Origin of the sequence: Aquitalea magnusonii (genome assembly GCF_003202035.1) — a bacterium.
Taxonomy (GTDB): domain Bacteria; phylum Pseudomonadota; class Gammaproteobacteria; order Burkholderiales; family Chromobacteriaceae; genus Aquitalea; species Aquitalea magnusonii.
In genome coordinates, this window is the sequence record NZ_QJKC01000010.1 from 18,730 (window position 1) to 43,552 (window position 24,823).

Below are 24,823 nucleotides of genomic sequence, written 5' to 3' on the forward strand. Positions count from 1 at the left end.
GTGCCATTGGATAAACACGGCTACAGCCCAGCGCACCTTGTTAGCGGTACAGCATGCTGCAGCCAAATATGACCCCTTAGCGAAACGGGAGCCACCATGTCTGAAGATGAAATCCTGCACCAGATTCTGACCCTGAAAGGCAGCCACCAAGGCGTAACACTGGCCGGTTACTGGCTGATGATGGGCTCAGCCCATGTGCCCATGCGCTTTACCATTGATGATGTCCGGGAGCTGGATGGTAATGGCCGCGCCATTTTTCACTGCATCAGTGCGGGTGTCGCATCCCGACATATAGGCAGGCTAAGTGAGGAGACCATTGTCCAGCTGTTTCAGATCATGCTTGCCCACGAGAGCGGCGCGACCCGCGGGGTGTGCAAGCTGTTTGACCAGTTGGTCACGCAGCCGGCCTCGCCGGCTAATCAACACGGCATGCCTACATATTTCCATCGCCGCTGCTGAATCATCGCCAAGCCGTATCAAGATAAAAGTCCGCATGGTGCGGACTTTTATCTTGATACGGCATCATGTTGTCAATCCAGCAGGCTGCGCATCTCTTCTGCATGCTCTTCTTCCTGTGACAGAATCGTCGTCAGCAACAAGCTGGTGGTGGGATCGCTATCCTGCAATTCCAGAATCATTTTGCGATAGGATTCGATGGCAATACGCTCAGCCACCAGATTGGCCTTGATCATGGCCTGGATCTTGTCGGTGTCGTCATACTGGGTATGCGCATTATTCAGCAGGTTTTCCGGATCAAAATCAGGCTTGCCATTGAGCTGAACAATACGCTCTGCCAGCATATTGGCATGCTGCATTTCTTCCCGGGCATGCTGCATGAACTCGGCTTTCAATGCGGTATTGGATAGTCCACCCACCGTGTAATAGAAGCGGGTATAGCGAAGAAAGCAGACCAGCTCGGAAGCCAGGGCAGCATTGAGCAAGGCAATCAATTTGTGACGCTCGCCTCGATAGCCTTGTGTTACCGCACCATCAGTCATTTTTTTGGCAGCATTGTTGCTCATGTCCTGTTCGGTACTGCTGGTGGAGTTGTCCTTGTCGTTTTTCATCAGCAAAACTCCTTGATTATCAGCTCGAAAACCTTTGCAACTGTCTGGTTTGTGAAATGATAAATAGTGGCTGCAGATTTTTAATTTCCAACAGGCATCCGCTCAGTGCAGGCTGAACAGCAATTCGATTTTTCTGCCGGTAGGAAGTGAGAATGAAGGCGGTAACAAGCGGATGGCTACCACTATCATTCCGATACGGCAGCCATGTGCTTGTTAATTATTGCTTGGGCTTGGTCGTGGCATTGCTGCCCTGTTTGGCATCATGCATGCTGCCCACTTCCTTCGGTGCAGCCGGCTTGCCTGGGTCGGTTCTGGGGGCGGTTTGACCTGTCTTTTCTGCAAAGGCCGGGGCAGGCTGCTTTATGGTTGATGTAGACTTGTTCTTGTCTGCATCAGCAGGTTTTTGATTTTGCTGCTTGTCATTGAAGTTGCTCATGATCTTTACCTCTGAAATGCTGCCCGGTGTGAAAACACAAGGTCAACATATACATTATGCGGGCACGTCAGCGAAAACTCCGTGCGCTATCCCACGCATGAGGATATAAAATGATTGGCTATGAATGGATATAAAAAGCCCGCCGAAGCGAGCTTTTTAATTGCCTTGCCAGTAATTTGGCAAGGCGATCAGTATTATTTGGCGGAACAGTCGCTGGCGGCCTTTGACTGTTTGTGCGCAGATTCGCTGCTTTGCAGTGCACTGGCCGATTTAGCCTTGGCTTCATCGAGTTTCTTGTTGTCATGACTATCTGCTGCCTTCATGTGAAGATCGGCGCAGGCTTTGTGTTCGGTTGCAGCGGCTTTATGTGCAGTGCTGGGGTTGGTGTTTTCCAGTGACATGATATTTCCTTTTCAAAGAGAAGAGTGTTCATGCCGAATGGACTATCAGGTAAATATGTAACATTCGGCATGAAAACAGTATGGATCTTCAGGAGATATGGCTCTGTGCAGCATGACACATAAGGACATAAAAAATTGAAGAGGGAGTCATATAATTGTTGGCTAGAGATTAAGCCGGGAAACCTTCGTTCCCTGCAAGGAAACATTGAACATCAATCCACCATTGGTCAGCACGAATCCCACGACTGGTGCCTTGGCTGTTTCAGTATCGACAGAACCATCTGCGCCAATGGTCAGCAGGGCTACATTGGCGTCAACGCCAGCAGTCCAGCCATTGCCCTGGCGGAAATGATCCAGTGCTTCCTGGGTCATGAACAAAAAGATAATGGCTTTGGATTGTGCACCGGCCTGAAAGCCGATTGAACCAGTCATGGTTTTGTAATAGCCAGCTTGTTCATTGCCAATGCGCAATTCACCTTCGCCATACGCGCCCCCTACCATAAAGCCTGCGGTGAGTACGGATGGAAACACCAGAACACCCTTGGCTTTTGCCACCAGCTCTCGCGAGCCTTTCGCCTGGTGATAGAGGTCATTTAATGTTTCCTCGGCATTGGCATCGATAGCCTGGCGTTTCGAAACATGGCTAGCCTGATTCGCTGGCATGGTGGTAGTACAAGCTATCATGGACATGCCGAGTAATAGGGCGATGCAGAGACGTTTATTCATGATCATTCTCCGGAGTGCGTGGTAATTCATGTGTACGGCAGAGCGCTGCCGCGTGACTGAGCGAGAAATTTGCAGAAAGAATGAATATGTCAGTGGCTACGGTAGTTTTCCGGATGGGCGGCAATCGCTTTGCCTGCATATTCATCTGCTGCGGCCCGCTCGGCATCACTCAGTGTTGGGGTAGGGGGCGGCTGCTCACTCATGTCGCCAGCCGTTTCGGCAGGGGCTGAGGCCTCCGGGGCCGGCATATTCGCCGGGTCATTTTCAGCCAGCATGATCGGGGCGGCTTGGCCACTCATCATCATGGACAATAGAAATATATTAAACATGGATAGACTCCGGTTATCACCAATCAATACACAGGCAGTCTGCAAATAATGCAGAGCTCGGATATGTCATCCGAAGGCTGATAGGTGGCAAGAAAATCAACCCGCAAATACGACTGTGCTGCAGTATGCCAATGCAGTCTGTGCGCCAGCGCACCGATATTTGATTGAATGAATATGGATCCATCACAGAATGAATATTCTGTTAATTGAAATTATTTGGCGGTATGAAGTGTTCTTGGAAGGTTGTTGAAATGCTGGCGTATCGCACACGGATCAGCGACGAGGCTGACAAATACCCGGAATGGAAGGGCGCAGGATGAGCGGAGCGGACGGTTATAACGAAGCTTTATTCACGACCATAAGGCTTGAGGAATTCGTCCCGATCAACCACCTGCTGCGACCGATCCGTGCCTGGCTTAACGAAGCCCTCACCAAAATTGATGCCCGGTTCTCGGCAATGTACGAGGCCGATGTCTGAATCGCCCTTGCTTTTCTAGATACCTTATCGGCTGCAATCAATACGAAAGCGGGCTTTGTGCCTTTGGCTAGGACCGTCCGCTTTGGCCGACCAACGGCCAATTCATTGGGCTGGCCGACGGCAGTTCGGCCAAAGCGGCCTGACGCCCTATCTGCCTTGAGCGTCAGCTCAGAGGCACATACAAGTCATTTGCCTTGTGTGGTAACGGCCCCGCGCTGAGCAAGCGAGATATCACAACCGTCCAGTAATCCTGACGATCGGGAACTCCGTAACGCCATCTAGGTATTCACCGGTGATGCGGTAACGACTTACTCATCAACGGCCGAAACGTCATTGTCTACTCCGTGGCTTACACCATGTGGGCGGGCTGCACCCAGGCATCGAACTGGGCAGCGCTGATGCCGGCCTGTTCCAGTGCCGCCTGTTTCAGCGTGCAGTTGGTCTGCAAGGCGTGGTGGGCAATACTGGCGGCCTTGTCGTAGCCAATGTGCGGGCTGAGGGTGGTGACCTGCATCAGCGATTGTTCCAGCAACTGGGCGATGCGTGTACGGTCTGGTTCCAGTCCGGCAATGCAGTGCTGGCCGAGGCTGTGCATGCCATCGCTGAGCAGGCGCAGGCTTTGTAGGAAGTTGTGGGCAATCAGCGGCTTGAACACATTCAGCTCGAAGTTGCCCGAGGCTGCGCCGATGGTGAGCGCCACATCGTTGCCCATCACCTGACAGCACAGCATGGTGACGGCCTCGCACTGGGTGGGGTTGACCTTGCCCGGCATGATGGAGCTGCCGGCTTCGTTGGCCGGCAAGATCAGTTCGCCCAGGCCACAGCGCGGGCCGGATGCCAACCAGCGGATGTCGTTGGCGATTTTCATCAGCGCGGTGGCCAGTGTTTTCAGCGCGCCGTGAGCCACCACCATGGCGTCGTGGCCGGCCAGGGCGGCAAATTTGTTGTCTGCGCTGTGCAGGGGCAGGCCGGTTTGTGCTGCCAGGATGGCGGCTACCCGGTCACCAAACTGCGGGTGGGTGTTGAGCCCGGTACCCACGGCAGTGCCGCCGATGGCCAGCTGGCAGAGTGCGGGCAGGCTGTTGTGCACGGCTTGTTCGGCATGCTGCAGTTGTGCTGCCCAGCCTGATATTTCCTGGCCCAGGGTCAGCGGGGTGGCGTCTTGCAGGTGGGTGCGGCCAATCTTGATCAACTGGGAATACGCCTGCGATTTGGCCAGCAGCATGGCACGCAGCGTAGCAAGCGCCGGCAGCAGTTGCCGGGTCAGGCCCAGTACGGCGGCCAGGTGCATGGCAGTGGGGAATACGTCGTTGGATGACTGCCCCCTGTTGATGTCGTCATTAGGGTGCAGCACGGTGGGCTGGCCAGGCAGGCCGCCCAGCGCCCGGCTGGCCAGATTGGCCAGCACTTCGTTCATGTTCATATTGCTTTGCGTACCGGAGCCGGTTTGCCAGACCGACAGCGGAAACTGCCGCTCATGCTGACCGGCGCAGATGGCATCGCAGGCAGCCATGATGGCCTGGGCCTTGTTGGCGTCCAGCAGGCCCAGTTCACTGTTGGCCTGGGCGGCGGCGCGCTTGACGGCGGCCAGGGCATGGATCAGCGCTGGCGGCATGGTTTCGTTTGAAATGGCAAAGTGTTGCAGCGAGCGCTGGGTTTGCGGCCCCCACAGGGCATCGGCGGGTATGGCGATGCTGCCAAAGCTGTCGCTTTCCATGCGTTGGGAAGTCGTCATCATGCTGGCTCCGTCTGACCAGGCGGTGGCTGGCCCGTGCCGAGTCTCCGCCATCATGCAAAATGCCCATCAACTCCGGGATGGAATTGACAGGCAGCTTATTACAACCAGGCTAGTGCAACAGGGCAGGCCGGGGGGGCATGGCGGACTGCCTTGGCTTAGAAACAGGCGAGTCCGCTAGTGCGATGCGCGGTTCAGGCCTTGGCTTGGTCCACGGTCTTGTCCTGCATGGTGCTGGGCTCTTTGCCTGCTGCGTCCTTGGTGGCGTCCTTGCCGGATTCAACGGTATTGCCCTTCTGGCTGAATACCGGGCCGGTACTGGTGATGCCGGCATTGGCCTTGCTGCTGTCAGCGGGTTTTGCGGTGTCGTGCTTTTCGGTGATGGAAGTCATTGCGTGTACCTCTGGTCTTGCTGATTGTGTCGGGTGAGTTCACCCGGCATCCACTCCACCATGCGCGCCCGGCGCTGGGCCATCTGTGCGTTAACCGGCATAGCGCAAGATATATTCTGCGCCGGCAGCGGGCGGCCCGGCGTCGTCACCTTCAGATGAGTACGGCAATCTTGTCGATGACATTGCGCACGCCCGGCATGCCGGCGGCGGCGTGGTTGGCCAGTGCTCGTTCCGACCAGCTGTGTACGGTGCCCCCCAGGATGACATCCGGCCCGGAAATGCTCACGGTGATGCTGTCGATATCATGAATGGCACGTCGTTTGAGCGCCGCTTCCACTTCTTCCTTGATGGCTGTGCTGACCAGCTTGCTGCGCAGGGCAATTTCGCAACTGACGCCGGTGACGCCGGTCAGATGGCGCAGCAGCCGGGTGGCGGTCCTGCGCTGGAAATCCCATTCCACATCACCGGACAGGGTGATCCAGCCGTTTTCCACCATCACCTTGATGGTGTGGCCCTTGAGTGCGCCCACTAGCTGCAGTGCATGGGCGGCGGCACCGGAAATGTCGCTGTCGCTGCGCTTGTCCGGCCAAGGCAGTTCCACGTTGATTTCGATGGCAATGGCCTGCACACCAGCCACCCGCAGCGCGGCGTGTTCGGCAGCCCATTTCTGGTTGAAGTCAGTCACATGCCCGCTCAGGGTAATGACGCCATCGCTGACCTGTACGCCGATATGGCTGGCATTGATCTGTGGGTCCCACTGCAGCTCGGCCATCACATCCGCCTGCAATTGGGTGTCGGTCTTGATCATGATTGCACCTCCTGGTCCTGTGAAGGGCCATCGTCAGACCTGCCCGGCGCGCTCGTCTGTCTGCTGGCGCACATAGCGGACGGACTAGCCTGTCCTGCTGATCGCCGGCCGGCTTGCTGTGGCGTGGGCCTGTTACCGCAGGTCTTATGTTCGCTAGCGTACATACTCTGCTTAATTCTTAGATTATGTTTATAGAGATTGAATTAAACGGTTCAATATGCGGAGGTGACAGATGGATACTTGTCTGGGCAATGGCCTGCTCGAGGTCTTGCCCAATACCGAGCTGTTACACATCAAGCCCTTTCTCGAAAAAGTGGAACTGCCGCTGGGCAAGACACTGTACGAGTCTGGCCACGCGCTGAGTCACGTATATTTCCCGGTGACGGCCATCGTTTCACTGCTGTATGTGATGGAGAATGGCGACTCCGCCGAAATTGCCGTGGTGGGCAATGAAGGCATCGTCGGGATTGCCCTGTTCATGGGTGGGGAGTCCACACCCAGCCGGGCGGTAGTCCAGAGCGGGGGAAGTGGCTACCGCCTGCCGGCCAAAATCATCCGCCAGGAATTCGACCGCTCGCTGCCTTTCATGCATCTTTTGCTGCGCTATACCCAGGCACTGATTACCCAGATGTCGCAAACTGCGGTATGCAACCGGCACCACTCGCTGGATCAGCAGTTGTGCCGCTGGCTGCTGCTCAGCCTGGACCGGCTGCAGGGCAATGAGCTGTGCATGACACAGGAGCTGATTGCCAACATGCTGGGGGTGCGCCGCGAGGGGGTCACCAATGCGGCGCTGAATCTGCAGCGCGAGGGGGTGATCAGTTATTCCCGTGGCCATATCAAGGTGTTGGATCGGCCGGCGCTGGAAAGCCGCACTTGCGAGTGTTATGCGGTGGTAAAAAAGGAGTATGAGCGCTTGCTACCGCCATGCCGGCCACAGTAAAAAGACCGCAGCCCGGCACAACATGAGCCGGGACAGGCTGCGTACCAGATTGAGAGCGGCTCACAAAAAAACCGCTGCGGCGTTGCGCCTCCTTGCCGTACAGCTTGTACTGTCGGCGTCGGCGCGCCTTGCCCCAGGGACGCTTCGCTATTTTGTCAGCTGCTCTTACAGCACCGTGCTGACGGTTTTCTTGTTGCTGCCTTCAACGGCAGGCAGGTCGGACAGTGCGCTGCGCAGGGAGCTGAAATGATGCTCGGTCAGCGTGCACAAGCTTTCATGGTTTTTGGACAGGTCGTTGCACAGCTCGCTTGAACATTGCATAACCTTGCTGGAGGCATTGCTGGTAATCTTGCTGATTTTGCTCATGGTTTCCTCCGGCGAGGCAGGAACCGTCAGCTCTTTCATCGACAAGGCGCAGGTGTCCAGCCCCGCTCGGCCCAAGGCCAGATTGAAGTGGACGATTTTCTCTGCGCAGTCTAGGGAAATGGCCATGAATTTGAGGCCCAGCCCCACAACAGGCTGGCTGAATGAGGGCAATGGCTGATGCGTAGTGCTCATGAATGTTCTCCGCTACGGGTCATGGTGGCTGACGGGAAAAGGGCTTGATCCCTGCCCGGACATTGCAAATGGGGGCCTGCCTCATCCAGCAGCAAGGGCAGTAGCAGTGGAATCCGGCAGGCCAGACGAAGATGTATTTCCGTCTGCCCCATCTTGTGGCAGCAGTGATCCGCCCGTATGTGCGTTGGCAAACATTGGCCAGGGCTTTGGCAAAATCCGGCATGGATGGGCGGTGCGCTAAGCGCGGTAACAGACAGTCAGCGCTTGCCGCTCCGCGCAGGCTGGCGATGGCGCTCAATACCGGGCCGCCAGATCATCGCCGGGCTTGCGGCGCGGAGTGAAAGCATGGCGCAGCCACACAATTGTATTTTGCAGCGTTTGCCGGCTGCCGATCGTCGCCAACTGCTGGCACTATGCGAGGAAACGGCATTACCGGTAGCTACCCGTCTGGGCATGCCTGGCCCTGGCGGCAGTCAGGTGTATTTCCCGTTGTCCGGGCTGGTGGTGGTGCAGGCCTGTACCGGTAATCATGGCGTGGCGGCCGGCATGTTCGGCAATGAAGGCATGCTGGGTGCCGGCCTGGTATTGGGTCGGGCGCGCTCTCCCTTGCAGGCCACGGTCATGGAAGCCGGGCGGGGGCTGCAACTGAGCTATCTGGGTTTCTGGCATACACTGCAACATAGCCGCCCGCTGACCCAGCTGAGCCAGCACTATCTTTATGCTACGCATGAGCAGCTGGCGCTGTCTGCCGCCTGTGCCCACTTTCATCAGATTAAGCCACGGCTGGCCTGCTGGCTGCTGATGGCACACGACCGCCTGCCAGGGGATGACATCCATTTCACCCAGCAAATGTTGGCCGACATGCTGGGCGTACGCCGGGTTGGCATCACGCAGGCGGCCGGCCAGCTGCAGCGTCAGGGCCTGATTGGCTATCGCCGTGGTGTGGTCAGCATTCTGAACCGGCCCGGCTTGCAGCTGGCGGCCTGCAGCTGTTATGTGCTGTTTGCGCGCAATCTTGCCCGGCTGGTTTAGCGCCACCAACAAAACCCTGCGGCGGTGCGCCGGATAAGCCGGCAACGGATAAACCGACCATAATTGGATGCTGCAATGCGAAAATTTCCCGTAGCCCGGGTAATAGAGAGTAGGGTGCAAGGCACTGCCCGGTGTCATATTGCCCCGGGCTGTCTGGCGTGCAGTGTGCTGCACAGAAGAACATGATGAAAAACTCACCCTCCGCGGCTACGGTCCATGCAGACTCACCCTTGATGCCCCCTGCCAGCCCGCCGCTTGCCGTCATCGGCATTGGCTGTTCGGCCGGCGGTCTAGAGGCACTAGAAGCATTTGTCGCCGGCATTGTGCCAGGCAACAGCATGGCGCTGGTCATCGTGCAGCATCTGGCCCCCGATTACGCCAGCATCCTGCCGGAACTGCTGGCTAGCCATACCCGCCTGGCCGTGCATGAGGCCAGTCACGGCACGCCTATTCTGCCGGATTGCATTTATGTCATTCCGCCCAACAAAACCCTGAGTTATGAGCGTGGCTGTCTTTACCTGTCTCCGCCGGCAGCAGGGCAGCGCCTGCCCATTGACCACCTGTTTCACACGCTGGCGCACGGGCTGGGCAAGCGCAGCATAGCGGTGATTTTGTCCGGCATGGGGGCGGATGGCATGCTGGGCATGCAGGAAATCAAGGCCTGCGGCGGTATGACCTTTGTCCAAGACCCGAAAACCGCCCGTGCCGACAACATGCCACGCAGTGCGATTGACCGTGGCGTGGTGGACTTCGTCGCCGCACCAGAGCGGCTGCCCCTGCTGGTGGCCGAGCAATGTCCCAGCTGGCAGAGCGACAGCCAGGCAGCCGGGCCGGCTCAGTCTGACCCGCAGCAGGCCATGCGCGAAATCATCAGCATGCTGCAGCAGCATACCGGCAATGATTTTTCCCATTACAAGCCCAATACCCTGAATCGCCGCATTGAGCGGCGCATGGCCCTGTTGCAGCTGGAAAACCTGCAGGCTTATGCCGCGCATTTTCGTGCCAATCTGCAAGAGCGCGACTTGCTGCTCAAGGAGCTGCTCATCGGCGTCACCCGCTTCTTCCGCGATACGGCGGTGTGGGAGTACTTGCGCGACGTGGCCATGCCGGCCCTGTTTGCCCTCTACCCGGCAGGCAAGGCATTGCGCGCCTGGGTGCCGGCCTGCTCCAGCGGCGAGGAAGCGTACTCGCTGGCCATCCTGTTTCGCGAGTCGCTGTTATTGCATCAGCCTGCGGGACAATTCAGCCTGCAAATCTATGCCACCGACCTGGATGACGATGCCATCCAGCTTGCCCGGCGTGGCGTCTATCCGTGCAGCATGGCTGCCGATGTGGGGGCAGCGCGGCTGGAACGCTACTTCGTGGCCGAGGATAATCACTTGCGGGTCAGCAAGGACATCCGCGACATGATCGTATTTGCCACGCAGAACATCATTTCCGACCCGCCCTTCACCCGGCTGGATATCCTGTCATGCCGCAATCTGATGATTTATCTGGATACCGTGTTGCAAGAAAAACTGCTGCCACTGTTTCATTACGCCTTATGCCGCCGGGGTATTCTGGTGCTGGGCAGCGCGGAAACCACCGGACGGTTTTCCAACCTGTTTTTACCGCTGGACAAGAAAAACCGCATATTCATCCGCAGCGACAGTGCCAGCAGCAGCCGCACGCTGGAGTTTCCGCTACGGACACAGTCCCGATCGTTGCTGACTATTGAAGAAACAATGCCAGATTATCGAAAAAGCCTTGAGTACCAGACCGACCAGCTCATCCAGCAGAATTACGCCCCTGCGGCCGTTCTGATCAATAGCGACGGCGATATCCTGTATATCAGCGGCCGGGTGGGCAAATACCTGGAACCCGCCGCCGGCAAGGTGAATGTGAATATCCATGCCATGGCACGCGCCGGTCTGGGTAGTGCGCTGAATACCGCCATTCTGCAAGCGCAGTCCGGTGTGGAGTTGGTGCAGGTGAATGATTTGCAGGTGGATGGATTTGGCACACCACACCACTTTCATCTGACGGTACAGCTGATCCGCCAGCCAGAAGGGCTGCAAGGCCGGCTGCTGGTGGTGTTTACCGAGGCACCGCAGCCCAAGGCAAGAGCGCGGCGCCGTGCGTCGGTCAGCGAACGCGAGCTGATGCTGGAGCAGGAGCTGGAACAAAACCGCAAGCTGCTGCGCTCCATTCAGGAAGACATGCAGATTGCCCTGGAAGAAGTAAAGTCCGGCAATGAAGAGCTGCAGGCTACCAACGAGGAGCTGACCACCTCGCGCGAGGAGCTGCAATCGCTGAACGAAGAACTGCAAACCATCAATGCCGAGCTGCAGGCCAAGCTGGACGACCTGACCTGGGAACGCAATGACATGAACAACCTGCTGAACAGCACGGAGATTGCCACGGTGTTTCTGGATGGCGAAATGCGGCTGCGGCGCTTTACCAGTCATGCCACCGCGCTGTTCAAGTTCATCCCCGGCGATATCGGCCGCCCTTTGTCGGATATCCGCAGCGAGCTGGAATACCCCCGCCTGCTGGACGATGCCGCCAAGGTGCTGCAAACCCTGGTTTTTGCCGAAAAACGGGTCCATAGCCGCAGTGGCCGCTGGTACCGCGTACGCATCATGCCGTATCGCCGACTGGATAACGTGATTGACGGCATCGTGATCACTTTCATCGACACGACGGAGATCGCCAGCCTGGAAGCACGCCTGCAACAACACCTGGAGTAAGCGCTGATGGTCAAGCCCCATGCACAACAAGACGCCGCCACCTTGCGCCGGCGTGCCGAGCAGCAGCTACAAGCCATGCCGGACCATTTGTACGGGACGCCAGACCCCTTACGCCTGCTGCACGAGCTGCAAGTGCACCAGATCGAACTGGAAATGCAGAACGAGGAACTGATGCATTCTAACGAGGCACTGCGGTTGGCGGCCTATGTGTTCAGCCATAGCCACGAAGGCATTGTCATTACCGATGCGACCATGCGAATTGTCGACATCAACCCGGCATTTACTGCCATCACCGGTTTTACTGCCAGCGAAAGTCTTGGCCGACATGTAAGCATGCTGGTCAGCACGGGGAGGGACGGCTTGCAATCAAGGCCATTGCTGCGCACCCTGCGTCGAGACGGCAGCTGGCACGGCGAGCTGAGCTGCCTGCGCCGCGATGGTTCATCCTATCCGGCGCGCTTGTTTCTGACCTTACTGCGAGAGCCACCCAGCACCCGTCGTAGCGCACGGCACTATATCGGTTTTTTTTCCGACATCAGCCAACTCAAGCAGAAAGAAGACGAGCTGATCCGCATGGCCAATTATGATTTGCTCACCGGCCTGCCCAACCGGCGCCTGCTGACCGAGGGGCTGAATCTGGCCATTCAACGGGCACAGCGCACCGGTAAGCACCTAGCGGTATGTTATCTGGACCTAGATGGCTTCAAGCCGATCAACGACAGCCTGGGACATGAGGCCGGCGACCAGTTGCTAGTGGATACCGCCGACCGGCTGCGCCTGGCGCTACGGGCCAACGACATCATTGCCCGGTTGGGGGGCGATGAATTCGTGCTGCTTCTGACCGACCTAGCCGACGACGCAGAGTACCACCAGGTGCTGGATCGAGTGCTGCAGGCCGTTGGCACCCCGCAACTGCTGACCGGCCGCTTGGTGCGGATCACCGCCAGCATCGGGGTAACGGTTTACCCAAATGACAATTCCGATAATGACACCTTGCTGCGCCATGCCGACCAGGCCATGTATCTGGCCAAGCAGTCCGGCAAAAACCGCTACCACTATTACGATCTGGCCCGGGATCAACTGATACGGGAATACCACCACCAGCTGTCCCGGCTGACCAGCGCGCTGGAACAAGGCGAACTATTGCTACACTACCAGCCCAAGGTGGACTTGCGCGATGGCCAGGTGACTGGCCTGGAAGCCTTGCTGCGCTGGCAACACCCGGAGCTGGGTTTGCTGACCCCGGAAAATTTCCTGCAAGTGCTGGAAGGCAGCAATGCCGAACTGGTGCTGGGCCAATGGGTGGTCAGCCAGGTGCTGCAACAAATGGAACACTGGCGGCAGCAAGGTATGGTGCTGGATGTCAGCATCAATATCAGTGCCAGCCAGCTGCAGCAGCAAGACTTTGCCGACAAACTACTGCAGCAACTAGCGCGCTTTCCACTGTTGTCGCCGGCACAGCTGGGGCTGGAATTGCTGGAAACAGCAGCGTTGGAAAAGGTAGCCCAGTCGATACAGACGCTGCTGACCTGTCGCGCACATGGCATCCGCTTTGCGCTGGACGACTTTGGTACCGGTTATTCTTCGCTGTCCTATTTCCGCAATCTGCCGGTGGACATGCTGAAGATTGACCAGAGCTTTGTCAGCAACATGCTGAACAGCCCGGAAGACCGCAATATCGTGGACAGCATCATCCGGCTGGCACGTGCCTTCAACCGCGAAGTGATTGCCGAAGGGGTGGAAACCCTGGCGCATGGTGCCATGCTGTTGCAACTGGATTGCCACTACTGTCAGGGATACGGGATCGCCAGGCCCATGCCAGCCAGCGCCGTCAGTACCTGGATGCAGCAGTGGCAGCAAGCACGGGTATGGGAAAACATGCCCTCACCACAGCCAGAACCCTAGCCGGCGCACACTCGCTACCGCTAGCGAATCTGTCCGCTATGTATGCTGCAGCACCGACATGTGCGGCCCCACCCCTGATGATGTCCTGTCCGGTTTCCTTCGGCATATGGCCGGTAACCTTGTAGGAGCATCAGCGTGAACCCCATTACCTTTTTCATTGTTATCTGCCTGCTGGCCGCGGGTGCGGGCATCGGCATGCTGGGTAGCAGCTGGCTGGCTACCCTCTTCTGGCTGGCCGCCATTGTGACGGGCATGTCGCTCAAAATGGCCAATACCTGGCAGAAATTCGTGGTGCTGCGCGCAGGCAAGTTGCAGGGGGTATGTGGCCCCGGCTTGTTTGTCATCCTTCCGGTGATTGACAGTGTGGTAGCCATCATCGATGTGCGGATCCAGACCACCGCTTTCAACGCCGAGCAGGCCCTGACGCGCGACACGGTGCCGGTCAATGTAGATGCCATCATCTTCTGGCATGTGCACGATGCACAGAAAGCTGCGCTGGCGATTACCGATTTCCAGCAGGCCATCGACCGTGTTGCCCAGACATCCTTGCGCGAGATGATTGGTTCTTCCATGCTGGCCGCCTTATTGTCTGACCGACGTGCAGCAGACCAGCAACTGTGTACGGACATCGGCCAGAAAACCAGCGAATGGGGCATTACCGTTAGCTCTGTCGAAGTGCGAGACGTAGCCATCCCGGTAGCCTTACAGGATGCAATGTCCCGACAGGCGCAGGCGGAGCGCGAAAAGCAGGCGCGTATCATCCTCGGCGCGGCCGAAGCGGAAATTGCCAGTCAGTTTGTCGTAGCGGCCCGCATCTATCAGCAGCAGCCCGGAGCCTTGCAGTTGCGGGCTATGAACATCATTTACGAGACCACCAAGGAGCGAGGAACCACTATTCTGATTCCTAGCGCCATGGTGGACAGCATGAATCCAGCCGTGCTGGCGCTGGGCGTGGCCGGCAGCACCACCTTGCCGTCGACCACACCGGCTATTCCGGTAGCGGCATGAGCAATGCACCGGACGCTTGAAGAAAGGAGATGCCGGTATGACGGAAAGTGAGATTCTGGTACGGATCAATGCGATGAATGGCAGTCGGGACGGGGCCATGCTGGCGGGTTTCTGGCTGCTGATGGGCTCTCGCTACGATATCCGCTTGTTTACCCTGGGCGATCTGCGTCAGTTGTCTGGCGAAAGCCGCACGTTGTTTCACGCCATCAGTGCCGCTTACCGGTCGCAGAGCTTTGCCACGCTTACACCCGCCATGGCTACCATATTGATGAATATTCTGGTGAGCTACGAGCATGAACAAGCCGTAAAAAGTGACAGGCACCGCTAGATGACCGGATGTGGGAGCATTCAGGGCAACCCATTTATGCTTCAACTTCAGGCTCTCGTTAATCAAACTTCTTGCTGCCTGAATCTCCTATCGTTTATCTAGATACTTTTATGGCTGCTTCCAAAGTGAAAGCAGCCATTTTTCATCTGGCATGCGAAGGACTGCTTTGGCCGAAAAGCTGTCACTGCTCACGATGGTTGCCTGCGTGACGGCTTTTCGACCAAAGCAAAAGATCATACACATAAGCTAGCATGACTGCTGACGGCCAATTCCTGTCGGTGATGACGGGTAGGTTTGAGGCACTTTACCGCTCACCTCGCGCATCCATCCAGTCCAGCACATCCTGCCCACGCCAAACAGTGATTCGGGAAGATAACTTGATTGGCTTGGGAAATGATCCATCAGCGACACATGCCCAAATCCAGCTCTTCTTAGTGCCTATCAGTAGTTCAACCTCCCCAATTCGCAGTAATCTTACGGCAAGCATTGATCTCGCGGTCTCATAAACAATCGGCTTAGACTTCATTTCTACCCTCGCATGCCCATCAAAAATCAATGATGGCCATCATCGTCCACAACCTTTGCCTCGAGTAGGTATGAAAAATAAGGATGCAGGATGTTATCGACAGCCGCATACAAGCTCTGTCCAACGGTGCCAAAATAAAAACGCCAGTCGCAAAAGCGACTGGCGAGTAGTTTTAAACAATGCCAAAGGCACATTTAAATCTTACTTCATGTTTTAGTCATGCCAATTATTTGTATCTTTTACAGCTTGTCTCTCCGCAAAAAGAGCCGAGGTGCCACCCCCGGCACGGGTTTCAATCACACGCGTTTGACATCAATTGCTGCCATCACCTTTCGCCAAGAGAACATCCGTCAGGTCTGCCCAATTGGTCTGCCATTGCCGTACGGCTAGACACTACTCAGTGAATCTCCCCCGCCTCTGCCTCCACCGGTGCCACCCGGTTTCTTTGACAGTAGGCGGCTCCCACGTTAGCCATGCGCTACTACGAAAAATTACGCCACCGCACTCCACTACGTTTCTTGGCTACGCCTACCCAGGTTTTCTAACCCGGTTTCACCCCCGCGAGATTCCACAGCCGGTGGGTTACTCAAAACGCGCTTCAACATGCCCTGACTAGCCATTCGGCCAGTGGCTTAACTTCTCTCCCGGCAGCACCGTCGAGCGGTGCCGTTACACGATTAAGCTGTCCATTGAGGCAAGATTTCTCAAGCTCCCGGTGCTTCCAGATTTCTCCTCCGCACCCTGCACTATTACTAGTGCCGCAAAAGCCTCCGTGCCAGGCACTGGTCATCCCCTTTCGGTAGATCCCCAGGGCGGGACTATATACCCGCTTTCACATCATGGCAGGTCACTGCGCCATTTCCTGCGCAGCGCCGTTTCCGTGTCGCCCAATCCCTAACTAATTGGCGATTGGGTCGAAGGGAGGGTTTTCACCTCCCAGCGCCCTTCGCAGCCGCGCCAGCGCAATTACGCGCACGCGGCTTCAGCAGCTCCCAACTCGATTGGCGTCGAGTTGGTCGAGTCACAAACGTGCAATTGGGGTTGGCGGCCCCTGCACATTCAGCGTGTAGAGGTCACAACCCTTTTGCAGATCGCATAATGATTTTACGCCATGCCTTTGAGAAATGCCTTTTCTCGCAAAACAACAACAAATCATAAAAATTAATTTAAAGTCAACAGCTTACGCAATAACAACCTAAGCGCCTATTTTTCACACCTACCTCCCATCACTCCAATATTTCAATATGGACGCCAATGGATGAAAACAAATTATCCAGACTTTCAAGAGCATGCATCACAGCTTTAAAGATACTTTCACACTACGATTGGAGTAAGAAGCCATGCCCGATGACAAAGAAAAACTGCAAGCCAAGGCCGAGGTAGACGTTTCAATTTGGATGCCTATTTACATTGACAATTTCATCGCATCCACCATTCGCCTCACACCTCAGCAAATTGGTGCTTATATCTTGCTCGTATGCGACTACTGGAGAAATAACTCGCTACCGAATGATGATGCAGCATTAAGCCAAATCACACGAATACCAATCAAACAATGGAAAAAGGATAGAGAAATCATTTCTACATTCTTCACCATCGAGGGAAAGCTTTGGAAGAGTACCAAACTCGATGCCGATAAAAAATCAGCGGTAGAAAACCGGCTCAAAGTCATGGAACGAACGGCAAAAGCCATCAAAGCTAAAGCAGAAAAGGCCCTTGCTCGAGAAGAGCCTGTTGGATTGCATAAGGAAGACCATAAGGACTCCCCGTAATCGTTATCGCCATCGTAACCATGGTCTAAATTTAGGCTTAGTTAAAATTTAAGCTGCTTTACCGTTCAAGAAGAAGGTAGGGAATGGCAAGGGGATTGGGCTGCAAATCAGTTATGAGATGGCCTAGATTTTCATGCCTCGCCAAGTAGAAATTTCCGCAAATGGAATCTCTACTTATGCGGTACCACCATCCACGCCAAACCAGCCCCCCTCCTCCTTGAACGGTGCATGCTATTCCTTTATTTAAGCTCGGCATAAATTTTTTCTTAGCCCTTAGCTCCATGTGCAATCTGAACTATGCAATCCGCTCTGTGAACTGCGCAATGCGCATTGAGCAGTGCTTATCTGCCAAGGATAAATATGCTTTACGAAAGCAAGTTGACATTTATGCAGCGCCTGCAGCAAGCCGCAGGGAATGGCTATTTTCATTACACAACCGGATATATCGAACGTGAAAAATTCGATGCCATGACCAAGAAATTCGCGCTGCAGTATGAGTCAGAGATTTCTCGCCAGTCAAAAGCCCGCCGCAAGCGCGCGGGGGACGCAACCAGCACCCTTTTTGCTATGCCGGTACGCGGACATCCGCAGCAAGACCAATCTGAGCAGGTTTGGTTTGTTCTAATGGCAACAAAAGGTGTCGGGCGGGTCCATGTGCGGGAACAGCTACAAGACCTGCGGCAAAAGCAAACTCGGCTGACCATGCCAGATGGCCACCATCAACTGGTTAACGATGGGGTCAGCTGGAGTTGGCAGATGACCACATCTCACCAGCAGAAGTACCGGGAGCGCATCCACCAAATCGCCTCCCTTCCGCCGCATCGGCGCCGGATCATCGAGCTCGATGAAATCCCTCGTGACCTGTCGATAGAGCGGCTGCAAGATCAGTTGTACGGCGAACCAGGCTTCCGTCTCGTGCGGCGCCAGGTCGGCCTGCTGGTTAAGTACCTGCGGGCCGAGTGGAAGCGTCTTCGCCCTGCAGCGGGGCCGCAACCGCGGCAGATCAGCTACCTGCCATATATCCGCTTTCGTCCAAACCAACTAAAATAGCGCAACGGGTTTATCGCACCCTGCAATTCATCTCCATTTTGCCAGGCAAACCGCGCAGCCAGGATCGGCTGCGCCCAGCCCCTCTCGAAATGGAAACCAACATGCATCAACAAACTGAAGAGCTGATCGAAATCCTACAAGAGGCCATCGAAGGCCTGACTGACCGCGACATCGTCGACATGGACCTATGCCAAATCGGCTTAGCTTTTTTCCCTCGCATGCGCCGAGCCGTCGCCAGCCCGTGTTTTGTGAATGGCACTTGGCATGTTGATTCGGAAATACGAACCGGCTGGCAGGCTCTTTATGGGGTAGGCTACCCCGTTTATGGGCTTCAGGTTTTGACCCTGCTGGATAATGAGATGATCAGCCAAGCCATCGAAGCACCACGGCAAACCATCGATGATGATGCGTGGTTAAGAAAAACGGCAGCAGTCATCCGTAGAGAGCTTAGCCGTTCCCTGCATCATGCAGTTAATCGCTTACTCGACGACATCACAACGCACTAAAAAAACAGGGGCCGCATGAGCGGCCCCCTATCTACATCGATGGTGAGTTCTACGTTTAGCCTAGCAACTGGGCAGTACCCGGGTCATAGTGCAGTTCAGTGATTGATCCGTCTTGAATGCGTTGAACCACCTCATCGATAACATGCAGTGGCACCAAGAACCATTCTCGTGGCTTGACTGGATTGCCGAAGCGATCCTCGATGGTCAAGTCAAGTTGCGCAGCACTGAACTCGCGATGGAAAATGTGCTCCAGCTTGCTGCGATTCAGGTTATGTAAACACGCCCTCCTCATGGAAGATATCAGTGTCTTCGGCAAAGAAGCAGAAGATCAACCGCGCCATGAAGTGGTTCATGTCGGCGCGGCGCACTTCGCTGGCCCATGCAGGGTTCTCTCGCAGCAGCTCCACGTACAGCTTGTTCAACCGCCCGGTCGCACGGACATCGATGGGGTTGTCCTTGATCTCCTTGATGGTGGAGATCCCGGCCAGGGGCAGGAAGAAGCCGAAATGATTGGGGAAGTCCGCGTAATCACAGGCGATGGTCTCGCCGCTGGCCAGCTCTTCCGCCTCCAGCGTCTGGCCATCGGTAGCGAGGATGAACTTGGCCTTGCCCTTGGCTGTCGCCGGGCTGGCGCGCAGCTTCTTGAGCGTCTCCCCAACAGCGCCAGGCTCGCACACGGCAAGGTGAATGTTATTGCGCTGAAGCAGACCACCGGGAACATCCGACGCATTGTTGTTGCCAGCGCGCAAGCGCTTGAGCGTGGTGTCCTTGTTGCCAAAAGCGGCCAGAAATTCATACGGGAACTCTGCGGCGTCAAAAGGCTGGAGGGCTAGCTCCGATATCGCGGCTTCAATTTCTACTGCATTCATGGGCTTCTTGCCTGTGGGACAGCTGCAGCAGACGCCGGCCGCTCAATAGGCCATACGCGTCAGTGCTAGATCTAGCTGTCCGGAATTGGTGTTCGTGATGCATCGCTCTGTAGCAACGTGGGCAGCGACAGCCGCACTGGCCGCTCAATGCTTGCCTGAGCACGCTGCAGAACGCTGAAAAATAGCGACGATTTTAACAGTCCACGCCCAATCCCAACAGCGCCAGACATGGCCAAGAGTCAAGCAGAGTCCCAATCGCCTCCGCCGCCGACGCAGGGGACAGCTTACACACCGCTGTGCCGCATTTCCCTAGGCAAGGACCTATCCACAACCCCAGGGAGCAAGACATGAGTTACATCCAACGTCAGCAACGCAAAATCATCATCGAGGCCCCAGTTCATCAAATCGAACTAACCCTGCTAGGGGCTGGCCTGATTCACATCGTAACGTATGACCTAGTTGACCATATAGAAATTAGTCGCGCGACTAGCCACATCCAGCAATTATCAATTTGCACACATAAACTTGGAGAATTTGTACGAGCCTATCTGATGATTAATCAGACAACTGCTTTATGCATTCCTGATGATGCGCAAACTGAAGTTGCCAACATCCTGAAATGGATCAGCAAAGTCGACCATTACTCAAAATTAATAATTGATGAAATTCAAAATGAGTCACAATCAATACAAGCAGATGAGCAAGGCATCATCATTGAAATGATATGTAAAATGACTCCCATCCATGGAGGGGTGGTCACAATGAACTACAGAGCTGATAACAAGGAAACTTGTTCAATAATTCAAAGAGCCAACACAACAATCAATATGAAAATGTTGATATTGCATGGCTACATCTTTCAGCAACAATAAAACCAGAATGGGAGGCAATGCCTCCCATTCTTTTATTTTAACTTCAGGCTTCTGGAGAAGCCCTCTCTAGCATTTGCCATCCTTAGCTCATCCAAACTAACTTCCCCCACAGATCCAATAGCAACTGAGGATGCGCACAAATGACCTGCTGCAGTACATAGCTTACTTACCACCAATAGCTTATTTTGCTTCTCACCAGGCAATTGATCAGGCCTGGCATCACGAGTTACATTCCGCGTAACATCATTCAAGCGTTCCGCCGCGATATTCACTGCAACAGAGGGATCGTTGCAAATATGAAAGGTGCCGCACACTATAGCACTGCCAAGTAGCTGAAAGGCCGGAAAGATATAGCCAGATGACTCTGGACTTTGGGGTGGATTATATCCGTCAGCATCTCCGGCATAGATTTCCTCAATTGAATATGGATGCTTTAGCTCACCAGGTTTAGCGATAGTATAGCCTTGCTTTGCCACCTCATCCTCGAGTGCGCGAGCCATTTCTGGATGAACTTCATCGACCACAGCCACTTTAGTACCAAAAACCTTCATCATCGGACCTGGGCGAGAACCGGCCTCAGTTGTAAAAACTTGAATTCGCCCTAAATCAACGGAAATAGTTTCAGATGCAAAGCACTTCCCCATCAATCCAAAAGTTAACGCAGCAAATAATACCTTGAATCTGATACAAACTCTCCGATCATGATGCGCCATAAATCAATCCCAGCGCTACCTTAGCTTTCTTTCTAGCAGCCAAGTGAGCAACGATATAAGATCGCATCGCATGAGGTGAGTCGATCGCGGCAATTTCCTCAACCGGACCACCTACATAGCTATCTGGGTAGGAATTTCCGCAAGCTACAAAATAGTCATCCAGAACTTTACATCTTATCTCATCAGCCAATAGTTTTTTAACCCTTTTCTCGTTTGACTTCAACGCACCCTCTCCATCTGAGCCATGAATATTAACTTCACTCCCATCGCAATCATCAAATAAATCGTCAATGTGCTCTTGGCCAAAGTTAGACTGCTCACTCAATAGATCTTGGAATATTACTTTCGCAATCTCTCTTAGATTCGCATCTCTCGTGGCTAGCCCATGAGCTCTTGCCCCCGTTCGGTTATCCTTATGAATAAATTCATAACTCGAGTATTCAACAAACTCAGATATTTCCAACTCCAGCCTGACCAGGCTATCTGAAGCTAGGCCTTTTTCACCATTCGTTTTTATCAGTTTCTCACACTCAGCCAGAGCCAACTCTACCAAGATCAGTGCCTTTCCCAGAAATAAATACTTCGCACCACACCCTTCTGATAACTTTTTAATTTTCTTTTTTATGACTGGATCAGACCTGCCGGCATCGATAGCGCTCATCAAAACCATGGCCTCACCACAACATGACTTAAATCCTTCAGCCGAAGTGAGCACCCGATTTTCAGGCGTATCCGGCAAAAATGATAGCCTATCCTCATAGATGAACTTAACTTCATACTTGTGCTTACTGAGCCGTTTCCCATACTTTTTACCAACAGGTATCGAGATGACTCTCCCTTGCTCAATCGCAAGTTTGTGCTCAGCTGCCTGCACCTTCGCCCACGAATCAATAATTCTCTGAGCATACAAACCGTATAATTTAAGCTGCTCTCTTCTCGCAAGATGTAACTCTTGCTTAGCGTCCGAAGAAATGCTCTCCTCATCTTTATAAATAAGAATATCCGCTTCAAGCTTCTGAAAGGCTAAGTAATAATCTATTAAGTCATTCTTGGGTCTTGTCGGGTAAAATTGCAAAACGTTGTCCAGCATCTTCCACTCCACAAACAAAAATTCCAGCCAGCGCCGTGCTGGCTGGAACGTTTGCCGCAAGTGCTGCCTGCAGACGGCAGCGTTTTCACAGGAGATCAATCAATCTGCACTCTCAGTGTATGAACGCTAAAATCTCGGATCAACAATTTGTTAAATAAGCCGTTCTTCTCACTCCGAGAGAAGTAGAAAACAACAATAAAACTTTATTGATCAATAAGTTGCTTATTCTTCCTGAAAGAAAACAAGTAAAAATGTTGTATTATCGCAACTTTCCACCAAAGAAAAAAACCTTCCCCCAAAATAAGCGAGAAGGCCTGACTCTTCTATCTGCTATTTTTCACTAGGGTTTGCTCTGACAGCGTCTTGCACTCCCTTGACCGCCCCAATAAGTGGAGCAAAGTACAAGCGCGGCCCCTGGCGTACAGCAAGCCAGAATTCAGCAAAAAATCTACGCATAGCAATTACCCCCACCTGTTTGCATACATAAATCATATGGTTCCCGCAGATCAATCATCTCGCCCAACCCCCATACCGATACCGATGTCCGCCCAGTGCGAGCAGTCGTTTTCGCCTACCTTGTAATCGTCCTCAGAAAACGTCAGGGACTGACTATGCTCTTTTTCGACAACCGGAGTACCAGCGTACAGATCCCAAACCGCATGAAGGGCAAGGGCACCCAAAAACATTATCAAGTATTTCAGCCAACCCGCCATAAAAAAGAACGGTAGAAATAGAGCAAGAATCCCTGATATCACCAGCACAATTTGAACGCGAACTTTCATGTTGCCACCTAAAGGCCGATTTATAGATCATGATCACCTAGGCTGTGGCTATTAAGGCCGCGCCAATTTTGCATCACATCACCATAGTTCGTTTCATCAAACCCCTTGAAGCATGGCGAAGTTTCTTGATCCGATTCAGCAGGCATTACTCCCGCATAACACTCCCAGACCGCGCGCAACATCACCGAGCCCACAAACATCAGAAGGTACTTCAGCCAGCCGGATAAGAAGACCAGCGGCAAAAGCAGCAGGCAGCTGCCTGCCACCACCAACGCGATCGAAGTTCTCAGCTTCATGATTGCCTCTGCCAGTTAGAATGCCAAGAAAATTATCCCATTTTGGGATAATTTTGCACAAGTGCTGCCATGCTTGGATGAAGACCATCCATGATGACCGCTACAAGAGCCTGATTAGACAGCTTGTCGCAGAGAGAGAAGTACGAGACATCACACAAACCGCCTTGTCGGCGGCCCTGTCTCGCCCGCAGTCCTATGTGGCCAAAGTGGAAAACTTGGAACGCCGGCTGGATATCGTCGAGTTAGCAGATTGGCTGGGGGCGCTGGGAGCCGGTAGAGAAGAGTTCATGCAAAGGTTTGGGTGGTGGTAAGTGGTCCACACTCGAAGCAGCAAGTTTGGGTGGCGGCTTAGCTACTCAGGTCCCCACTAGGCAAGACTGGCTGACCATCTACCTGCAGTGTTGCAGCAAAGCCAATCCGTGTACCATATTGAGTACCTTTCACCCAAGACCTAAAATAAAAACCAAATAAAAACATAACAATACAGAATAAATTCGATTGCTGTCGGGGGGCACCACTTACAGTTCCAGCGAAGTCCGATAAAGTCCACAAGAGCCGCACCCAGTAAGGGTTTGCGGCTTTTTTCATGTGCCCTTCCAAAGCAGCCTGCGGTCATTACGACATTCAATCATCCCGCCCCACGCTGCTGCCCCTCTCCCTGTCCGCTGCCCGTACCGCATCGCGGTCGGGATATTCGCTGATGCGTACCAGCCGGGCGATGATGGCGGCGCGGCTGCGGCCCATGCTGTGGGCGATGCTGGCGCAGTCGGGGGCGGCGGGGTCGTGCCAGCTGGCGCGTAGCCGGGCGTCGTCACTGGCGCTCCAGGCTTTGCCGGCGTTGGGCTTGTGATCACGCTGCTGGTCGAGGTCCGGCAATGGCAACGGTGGTGGTTGACTGGCCCACCAGGCGGGCTGGCCGGCTTGCTCCAACCGTTGGTCATCGGCCTGCATGGCGCTGGCCTGATCCGGGAAATAACCTTGCTTCACCAACCGCGCGAGGATGGCGGCACGGCTGCGGCCCAGTTTTTCTGCCAACTCGGCACTGGTAACGGTGCTGGAGGTTTCCCATAGCGCACTCAGGCGGTTGTCTTCGGCAATGCTCCAGCGCTCGCCGGCCCGGTTGTGAGCGGGGCGGTCCGGAGTGCTTGCCGGGGCAGGCTGGGCGGCGTGTTGCTTGCTTACCCGTTTTAGCTGCTGGTAGTAGTGGGCACGGGCCTGGTCCAGCGCCGGGTCTTTGGGGGTGTGCAGGGCCTGGCCGCGGCGTAGCGGGTCCTGCCCCAGTATCAGTTGTTCGACGATTTCCAGTTCCCGGAGCATGGTGTGGCCCTCTCTTGTTTCCGGCATGGCCTAGCTTGCCGAAGCTGGCAACGCTGCGCTTGATGATGCCAGTATGGCGGGCTTGTTGGCAGGTGGTCCATCCTTGCACTGGAGCGGTGGATTACCCGCCTTGGCAGCGAGCAAAGCAGCCTGCA

The 24,823-nt window shown here is 54.7% G+C and carries 29 protein-coding genes and 1 pseudogene; 13 read left to right on the forward strand and 17 right to left on the reverse strand.

Going from position 1 to position 24,823, the window contains the following annotated elements; all coding sequences use genetic code 11:
• The first annotated feature begins 96 nt into the window (after positions 1-96).
• Positions 97-459, forward strand: a complete 363-nt coding sequence (locus tag DFR38_RS11825) for a hypothetical protein (RefSeq protein WP_059284468.1) — start codon at positions 97-99, stop codon at positions 457-459.
• 71 nt (positions 460-530) lie between these two features.
• On the opposite strand, the gene DFR38_RS11830 is transcribed toward DFR38_RS11825, so the two are convergent.
• From DFR38_RS11830 to DFR38_RS11850, 5 genes are all read right to left on the reverse strand, one after another.
• Positions 531-1,067 carry a ferritin-like domain-containing protein gene (locus DFR38_RS11830; protein ID WP_059284467.1) on the reverse strand — a complete coding sequence of 179 codons (537 nt, stop codon included), beginning with the start codon at positions 1,065-1,067 and terminating at the stop codon, positions 531-533.
• 217 nt (positions 1,068-1,284) lie between these two features.
• Positions 1,285-1,503, reverse strand: a complete 219-nt coding sequence (locus DFR38_RS11835) for a hypothetical protein (protein ID WP_059284466.1) — start codon at positions 1,501-1,503, stop codon at positions 1,285-1,287.
• 194 nt (positions 1,504-1,697) lie between these two features.
• On the reverse strand, positions 1,698-1,904 hold the full coding sequence (locus DFR38_RS11840) for a hypothetical protein (RefSeq protein WP_059284465.1): 207 nt from the start codon (positions 1,902-1,904) through the stop codon (positions 1,698-1,700).
• A 162-nt stretch (positions 1,905-2,066) separates the two neighbouring features.
• A complete protein-coding gene (locus DFR38_RS11845) occupies positions 2,067-2,630 on the reverse strand; it encodes a BPSL1445 family SYLF domain-containing lipoprotein (RefSeq protein WP_059284494.1) in 564 nt (187 codons plus the stop codon).
• Positions 2,631-2,719: 89 nt separating this feature from the next.
• Positions 2,720-2,959 carry a hypothetical protein gene (locus tag DFR38_RS11850; RefSeq protein ID WP_059284464.1) on the reverse strand — a complete coding sequence of 80 codons (240 nt, stop codon included), beginning with the start codon at positions 2,957-2,959 and terminating at the stop codon, positions 2,720-2,722.
• Between the two features lie 316 nt (positions 2,960-3,275).
• On the opposite strand from DFR38_RS11850, the pseudogene DFR38_RS11855 reads away from it, so the two are divergent.
• Positions 3,276-3,434: pseudogene (locus DFR38_RS11855) on the forward strand (IS5/IS1182 family transposase); the annotation flags it as partial.
• A gap of 352 nt (positions 3,435-3,786) precedes the next feature.
• Here DFR38_RS11855 and fumC read toward each other — a convergent pair.
• The 3 genes from fumC to DFR38_RS11870 all read right to left on the reverse strand — a co-directional run bounded on the left by fumC (position 3,787) and on the right by DFR38_RS11870 (position 6,372).
• Positions 3,787-5,172: a class II fumarate hydratase gene (gene fumC, locus DFR38_RS11860; protein ID WP_110313446.1), complete on the reverse strand. Its 1,386-nt coding sequence runs from the start codon at positions 5,170-5,172 to the stop codon at positions 3,787-3,789.
• 194 nt (positions 5,173-5,366) lie between these two features.
• On the reverse strand, positions 5,367-5,564 hold the full coding sequence (locus DFR38_RS11865; protein WP_059284463.1) for a hypothetical protein: 198 nt from the start codon (positions 5,562-5,564) through the stop codon (positions 5,367-5,369).
• A gap of 151 nt (positions 5,565-5,715) precedes the next feature.
• Positions 5,716-6,372 carry a BON domain-containing protein gene (locus tag DFR38_RS11870; RefSeq protein ID WP_204377388.1) on the reverse strand — a complete coding sequence of 219 codons (657 nt, stop codon included), beginning with the start codon at positions 6,370-6,372 and terminating at the stop codon, positions 5,716-5,718.
• A gap of 232 nt (positions 6,373-6,604) precedes the next feature.
• On the opposite strand from DFR38_RS11870, the gene DFR38_RS11875 reads away from it, so the two are divergent.
• On the forward strand, positions 6,605-7,315 hold the full coding sequence (locus DFR38_RS11875) for a Crp/Fnr family transcriptional regulator (protein ID WP_059284462.1): 711 nt from the start codon (positions 6,605-6,607) through the stop codon (positions 7,313-7,315).
• A gap of 165 nt (positions 7,316-7,480) precedes the next feature.
• Here the strand turns inward: DFR38_RS11875 and DFR38_RS11880 are convergent, their stop codons facing one another.
• Positions 7,481-7,873, reverse strand: coding sequence for a hypothetical protein (locus tag DFR38_RS11880; protein ID WP_146215972.1), 393 nt, complete (start codon positions 7,871-7,873; stop codon positions 7,481-7,483).
• Between the two features lie 345 nt (positions 7,874-8,218).
• Between DFR38_RS11880 and DFR38_RS11885 the strand changes: the two genes are divergently transcribed.
• The 5 genes from DFR38_RS11885 to DFR38_RS11905 all read left to right on the forward strand — a co-directional run bounded on the left by DFR38_RS11885 (position 8,219) and on the right by DFR38_RS11905 (position 14,875).
• The gene (locus tag DFR38_RS11885; protein WP_059284460.1) at positions 8,219-8,905 is read left to right on the forward strand and encodes a Crp/Fnr family transcriptional regulator; all 687 of its coding nucleotides are present in this window, start codon (positions 8,219-8,221) and stop codon (positions 8,903-8,905) included.
• Between the two features lie 233 nt (positions 8,906-9,138).
• Positions 9,139-11,634 carry a chemotaxis protein CheB gene (locus DFR38_RS11890; RefSeq protein ID WP_059284459.1) on the forward strand — a complete coding sequence of 832 codons (2,496 nt, stop codon included), beginning with the start codon at positions 9,139-9,141 and terminating at the stop codon, positions 11,632-11,634.
• 6 nt (positions 11,635-11,640) lie between these two features.
• Entirely contained in the window at positions 11,641-13,539 is a 1,899-nt protein-coding gene (locus DFR38_RS11895) for a putative bifunctional diguanylate cyclase/phosphodiesterase (RefSeq protein ID WP_059284458.1), read from the forward strand.
• A 135-nt stretch (positions 13,540-13,674) separates the two neighbouring features.
• Entirely contained in the window at positions 13,675-14,547 is an 873-nt protein-coding gene (locus DFR38_RS11900) for a slipin family protein (protein WP_059284457.1), read from the forward strand.
• Between the two features lie 37 nt (positions 14,548-14,584).
• Complete coding sequence (locus DFR38_RS11905; protein ID WP_059284456.1) at positions 14,585-14,875, forward strand: hypothetical protein; 291 nt, start codon at positions 14,585-14,587, stop codon at positions 14,873-14,875.
• Between the two features lie 304 nt (positions 14,876-15,179).
• Here the strand turns inward: DFR38_RS11905 and DFR38_RS21875 are convergent, their stop codons facing one another.
• Complete coding sequence (locus DFR38_RS21875) at positions 15,180-15,401, reverse strand: helix-turn-helix transcriptional regulator (protein ID WP_082693245.1); 222 nt, start codon at positions 15,399-15,401, stop codon at positions 15,180-15,182.
• A 1,340-nt stretch (positions 15,402-16,741) separates the two neighbouring features.
• On the opposite strand from DFR38_RS21875, the gene DFR38_RS11915 reads away from it, so the two are divergent.
• The 3 genes from DFR38_RS11915 (at position 16,742) to DFR38_RS11925 (ending at position 18,729) form a co-directional block, all read left to right on the forward strand.
• Positions 16,742-17,173, forward strand: coding sequence for a DUF1376 domain-containing protein (locus DFR38_RS11915; protein WP_059284455.1), 432 nt, complete (start codon positions 16,742-16,744; stop codon positions 17,171-17,173).
• 360 nt (positions 17,174-17,533) lie between these two features.
• Entirely contained in the window at positions 17,534-18,223 is a 690-nt protein-coding gene (locus tag DFR38_RS11920; protein ID WP_059284454.1) for a hypothetical protein, read from the forward strand.
• Between the two features lie 101 nt (positions 18,224-18,324).
• Positions 18,325-18,729, forward strand: coding sequence for a hypothetical protein (locus tag DFR38_RS11925; RefSeq protein WP_110313447.1), 405 nt, complete (start codon positions 18,325-18,327; stop codon positions 18,727-18,729).
• A 55-nt stretch (positions 18,730-18,784) separates the two neighbouring features.
• Here the strand turns inward: DFR38_RS11925 and DFR38_RS11930 are convergent, their stop codons facing one another.
• A complete protein-coding gene (locus DFR38_RS11930; protein ID WP_204377386.1) occupies positions 18,785-19,021 on the reverse strand; it encodes a GIY-YIG nuclease family protein in 237 nt (78 codons plus the stop codon).
• Positions 18,999-19,598 carry a type IIL restriction-modification enzyme MmeI gene (locus DFR38_RS11935; RefSeq protein ID WP_059284452.1) on the reverse strand — a complete coding sequence of 200 codons (600 nt, stop codon included), beginning with the start codon at positions 19,596-19,598 and terminating at the stop codon, positions 18,999-19,001. Before DFR38_RS11935 ends, DFR38_RS11930 begins: the two co-directional genes overlap by 23 nt.
• Before the next feature lie 347 nt (positions 19,599-19,945).
• Here DFR38_RS11935 and DFR38_RS11940 point away from each other — a divergent pair, with 347 nt between their 5' ends.
• Positions 19,946-20,470: a hypothetical protein gene (locus DFR38_RS11940; protein WP_059284451.1), complete on the forward strand. Its 525-nt coding sequence runs from the start codon at positions 19,946-19,948 to the stop codon at positions 20,468-20,470.
• 32 nt (positions 20,471-20,502) lie between these two features.
• Here DFR38_RS11940 and DFR38_RS21035 read toward each other — a convergent pair whose 3' ends face one another.
• From DFR38_RS21035 to DFR38_RS11955, 4 genes are all read right to left on the reverse strand, one after another.
• Complete coding sequence (locus tag DFR38_RS21035) at positions 20,503-21,183, reverse strand: hypothetical protein (RefSeq protein ID WP_146215973.1); 681 nt, start codon at positions 21,181-21,183, stop codon at positions 20,503-20,505.
• Positions 21,170-22,273 (reverse strand): hypothetical protein, encoded by a 1,104-nt coding sequence (locus tag DFR38_RS11945; protein ID WP_146215974.1) that lies wholly within the window; start codon positions 22,271-22,273, stop codon positions 21,170-21,172. Before DFR38_RS11945 ends, DFR38_RS21035 begins: the two co-directional genes overlap by 14 nt.
• 506 nt (positions 22,274-22,779) lie before the next feature.
• Positions 22,780-23,055 (reverse strand): hypothetical protein, encoded by a 276-nt coding sequence (locus DFR38_RS11950; protein ID WP_059284449.1) that lies wholly within the window; start codon positions 23,053-23,055, stop codon positions 22,780-22,782.
• A 20-nt stretch (positions 23,056-23,075) separates the two neighbouring features.
• Positions 23,076-23,351: a hypothetical protein gene (locus tag DFR38_RS11955; protein ID WP_059284448.1), complete on the reverse strand. Its 276-nt coding sequence runs from the start codon at positions 23,349-23,351 to the stop codon at positions 23,076-23,078.
• Between the two features lie 77 nt (positions 23,352-23,428).
• Between DFR38_RS11955 and DFR38_RS11960 the strand changes: the two genes are divergently transcribed.
• A complete protein-coding gene (locus DFR38_RS11960; RefSeq protein WP_059284447.1) occupies positions 23,429-23,662 on the forward strand; it encodes a hypothetical protein in 234 nt (77 codons plus the stop codon).
• 313 nt (positions 23,663-23,975) lie between these two features.
• On the opposite strand, the gene DFR38_RS11965 is transcribed toward DFR38_RS11960, so the two are convergent.
• A complete protein-coding gene (locus DFR38_RS11965) occupies positions 23,976-24,668 on the reverse strand; it encodes a helix-turn-helix domain-containing protein (RefSeq protein ID WP_059284446.1) in 693 nt (230 codons plus the stop codon).
• Positions 24,669-24,823 lie beyond the last annotated feature (155 nt).